3 protein-coding genes are annotated in these 3,076 nt (G+C 68.5%); 1 reads left to right on the top strand and 2 read right to left on the bottom strand.

What is annotated here, in order from left to right; all coding sequences use genetic code 11:
• Positions 1 to 221: 221 nt before the first annotated feature.
• Both GXY15_14420 and GXY15_14415 read right to left on the bottom strand, forming a co-directional pair.
• Positions 222 to 806, bottom strand: coding sequence for a TlpA family protein disulfide reductase (locus GXY15_14420; protein NLV42403.1), 585 nt, complete (start codon positions 804 to 806; stop codon positions 222 to 224).
• Between the two features lie 55 nt (positions 807 to 861).
• The gene (locus tag GXY15_14415) at positions 862 to 1,866 is read right to left on the bottom strand and encodes a Gfo/Idh/MocA family oxidoreductase (GenBank protein ID NLV42402.1); all 1,005 of its coding nucleotides are present in this window, start codon (positions 1,864 to 1,866) and stop codon (positions 862 to 864) included.
• Positions 1,867 to 1,915: 49 nt separating this feature from the next.
• On the opposite strand from GXY15_14415, the gene GXY15_14410 reads away from it, so the two are divergent.
• The gene (locus GXY15_14410; GenBank protein ID NLV42401.1) at positions 1,916 to 2,860 is read left to right on the top strand and encodes a haloacid dehalogenase-like hydrolase; all 945 of its coding nucleotides are present in this window, start codon (positions 1,916 to 1,918) and stop codon (positions 2,858 to 2,860) included.
• Positions 2,861 to 3,076: the final 216 nt, after the last annotated feature.

Raw genomic sequence — 3,076 nt, 5'->3', positions numbered from 1 at the left:
CCGCGCCCGTCTTCGTCTGCGGGAAGGTCGTTGCGTCCTCCCGTAGGGGCGCTGCTTGCCGCGCCCGTCTTCGTCTGCGGGAAGGCCGTTGTGTCCTCCCGTAGGGGCGCTGCTCGCCGCGCCCTCTTCGTCTGCGGGAAGGCCGTTGCGTCCTCCCGTAGGGGCGCTGCTTGCCGCGCCCTCTTGCGCGCCAAACCCCCGCGTCTGTCATGCGACCGGGCCTAGCGCAGCGCCTTGTCGAGTTCCCGGCGGAGCATCATGCCCTTGCCGGGCCCGCCGCCCGCCTGGTCATACCGGACCACGCCGTCCTTGCCGATGATCAGCACGCGGGGGATGCCGGAGACCTGGTAGAGCGCGCCGGCGGTTTTTTTCGTGTCGAGCAGCATGGGGAGGGAGAGCCCCTCGCTTTCCAGGAAGTTCTTGACGCGCTGGGGCGGTTCGCCCAGGTTGACGGCGTACACGGTGACGCCCTTGGGTCCGTACTCCGCGGCGATTTCCGCGATGTCGGGGATCAGGTCGCGGCAGGGCGGGCACCAGGTGGCCCAGAAGTCGAGCAGGATGACGTCTTTTCCCAGGTGGTCATCGAGGGAAACCGATGTTCCGTCCAGGGTGGGCAGGGTGAAGGGCGGAGCCTCCTGTCCGGCCAGCGGCCCCGGCTGGAAGAACATGCGGTACAGGAGCCAGACCACCACCGCAATGGCGAGCAGCAGCGTCCCGATCCTGCGGCCTGGGGAGGCGCAGCACGTCGGGCAGGCCTGTCCGGGGGCGGTCGGGTCGCAGGTGGTCTTGGGCGTGTCTTCGGACATGAAAGACTCCTTGCCTTTCTCAGTGACGTTTCGGTTAACGCCCGGAGGCGCGGGCCTATTCTCCGGCGCCCGCCTGTTCCATCGGATACCGGACGCCCCACAGGGCGCGCAGGGCGTCCAGAGTGCCCATGATCTCCAGCGTCTCGTCCAGCGGCATGACGGCGCTCTCCGTCCGTCCCGCCCGGACGCAGTCCATGACTTCCCGTGCCTGGTGCGTGTATCCGTTTCCCTCGCAGGATGCGTCCACCTCTTCCATGACCATCTCCGGGGTTGTCAGGCGGGCGCGGTCGGAGCACCAGAAAGGGGAGGGGACGAGGATGCTTCCGCGGGGACCGATGATACGCGCCTCCTGCGGGGTTTCCGCCAGCACGGCGCTGGACAGCACGGCCAGCCCGCCGCCGGGATAGCCCAGCACCGCCGCGTTCACCCCGTCCGCGCCGTTTTCGCAGAGGTCCGCCAGGCCCGTGATCCGGTTCGGGGCGCTCCCGAAGACCATGGCGGCGAAGGACACGGCGTACACCCCCACATCCAGCAGCGCGCCGCCGCCGAAGGCGGGGTCAAAGAGGCGGCTGGCGGGGTCGTAGGCCTCCTGAAACCCGAAATCCGCGTAGACAATGCGCGGCGCGCCGATTTGGCCCTCGGCCAGCCACCGGCGCGTGTGGCACATGGCGGGGAGGAACCGGGTCCACATGGCCTCCATGAGGAACAGGCCGCGCGCCCGGGCCTCCGCCGCCATCTCCTCCGCCTCGCGGCGGTTGATGGCGAACGGCTTCTCGCAGAGCACATGTTTCCCGCCGCGCAGGGCCAACAGGGTGTTGTCCCGGTGGCACGAGTGCGGCGACGCGATGTAGACCACGTCCACCCCCGGGTCCGCCGCGAGGGCCTCATAGGACGCGTGGCGGCGGGGAATGCCGTACTCGTCCGCGAAGGCGTCCGCCGTCGCCTGCGACCGCGACCCCACGGCCGCCACCTTGGCGTCCGGCAGGGCCAGCAGCCCCTCCACCATCTTGTGGGCGATGGTGCCGGTGCCCATGATGCCCCAGCGGAGGATGTCGGTCATGGCGTGGTCTCCATTTCCGGTATAGTAGTGCAAACACGCGGAGGCTGTCATGTCCAAGGGCCTGTTCTTTCAGAACATCATTGCCGTGATCTGGGACTTTGACCGGACGCTGTCGTCGCGGTACATGCAGACGCCGCTCTTCGAGGAGTACGGCGTGGACGAGGAGGCCTTCTGGCGCGAGGTGAACGCGCTGCCGGCGTACTACGCCCGCGCGGGCATCCACGTGCACCCCGACACCTGCTACCTCGGCCACCTGCTGACCTATGTGCGCGACGGGCGCATGAAGGGCCTGACCAACGCGCGGCTCCGCGAGCTGGGCGGCCGGATACCGCTGTTCGAGGGGCTGGCGGGGCTGTTCGACCGGCTCGACGCCGTCCTTCAGACGCCCCGTTTTCGCGAGGGGGACCTGCGCCTGGAGCACTACGTGGTGAGCACGGGGCTGGCGGAGATGGTGCGCGGGAGCGCCATCGCCGGACGGCTGGCAGGGGTGTGGGCTTCGGAGTTCATCGAGTCCCCCGCCGGGCCGGGCTTCGATCCGGCGGACACGCCGGCGCCGGGCGAGATCAGCCAGATCGCCGCCATCCTCGACAACACCACCAAGACCCGCGCCATCTTCGAGATCAACAAGGGCGTCAACAAGCTGCCGGGGATCACGGTGAACGACGCCATCCCCGAGGAGGAGCGGCGCGTGCCCGTCACGCAGATGATCTACATCGCCGACGGGCCGAGCGACATCCCGAGCTTCTCCGTCGTGCGCAAGCACGGGGGCAAGGCCTACGCAGTGTACGACCCGGAATCCCAGCGGCAGTTCCAGCAGGTGTTCGCGCTGCAGGAGTCCGGGCGGGTGGACGCCACCGGCCCCGCCGATTACCGCGAGAACACCCACACCGACCGGTGGCTCCGGACGCAGGTGGAACTGCTCGCCGCGGGCATCATGAAGCGCCGCCAGGCGGCCCTGGAAAGCCGCATCGGCCCGGGGCCCACGCATGTGTGAGGGGATGCAGGTTCCCCGGCACTTGACAGAAGACAGACGGCAGACACCGGGGGCTTTCCGGGAACGAGATCGCTTCGGTCGCTACGCTCCCTGCTAATGAAGTGGACGTATTCTTTCGCGCCCCAAGCTGCCGGTTGCTCTCTGCCACACGTGGAAATGGCCGAAAGCGAAAGTCTTGGGCATCCCGGAGGGATGCAAGACATTAGCCGGTGGTTG

Source organism: Candidatus Hydrogenedentota bacterium (genome assembly GCA_012730045.1).
GTDB lineage: Bacteria > Hydrogenedentota > Hydrogenedentia > Hydrogenedentales > CAITNO01 > JAAYBR01.
The sequence above is the reverse complement of the archived record's forward strand: the minus strand, read 5'-3'. Positions and strand labels throughout refer to the sequence as shown.

Bases quoted from the DNA above. Each gene is read 5' to 3' on its own strand.
- GXY15_14420 (NLV42403.1), bottom strand. From the start codon at position 806: ATGTCCGAAGACACGCCCAAGACCACCTGCGACCCGACCGCCCCCGGA.
- GXY15_14415 (NLV42402.1), bottom strand. From the start codon at position 1,866: ATGACCGACATCCTCCGCTGGGGCATCATGGGCACCGGCACCATCGCC.
- GXY15_14410 (NLV42401.1), top strand. From the start codon at position 1,916: ATGTCCAAGGGCCTGTTCTTTCAGAACATCATTGCCGTGATCTGGGAC.